Origin of the sequence: Psychrobacter sp. GW64-MNA-CIBAN-0177, assembly GCF_040309585.1 — a bacterium.
GTDB lineage: Bacteria > Pseudomonadota > Gammaproteobacteria > Pseudomonadales > Moraxellaceae > Psychrobacter > Psychrobacter okhotskensis.
Genome location: NZ_JBEOOY010000635.1, coordinates 1 through 233, shown reverse-complemented (window position 1 = coordinate 233; position 233 = coordinate 1). Strand labels below are relative to the sequence as shown.

The following is a 233-nucleotide window of genomic DNA, read 5'->3' as shown; positions in this document are numbered from 1 at the left end:
AAACAGTATCGTAATAAGCGTAAGCACCTACAGCAAAGCGGTTGCTATTATCGTCTAGGTCGTAGTCGTACTCGCCATGTTGAAATTGCACGTTCCAGTTATTAATTTTGCTATCAAGATGCACAGCCCATGCACCGTAGCTTCCTGCACGGTCATTGCCATCATGTAGGCCACCACTTAATAGCGATACGCCAAGATCTGTAGTTACGTTTTTACTATGTTCTACTTGATAC

At 43.3% G+C, this 233-nt stretch carries 1 pseudogene; it reads right to left on the bottom strand.

Going from position 1 to position 233, the window contains the following annotated elements:
• Positions 1-233, bottom strand: a pseudogene (locus AAEY79_RS16500) (hypothetical protein); the annotation flags it as partial.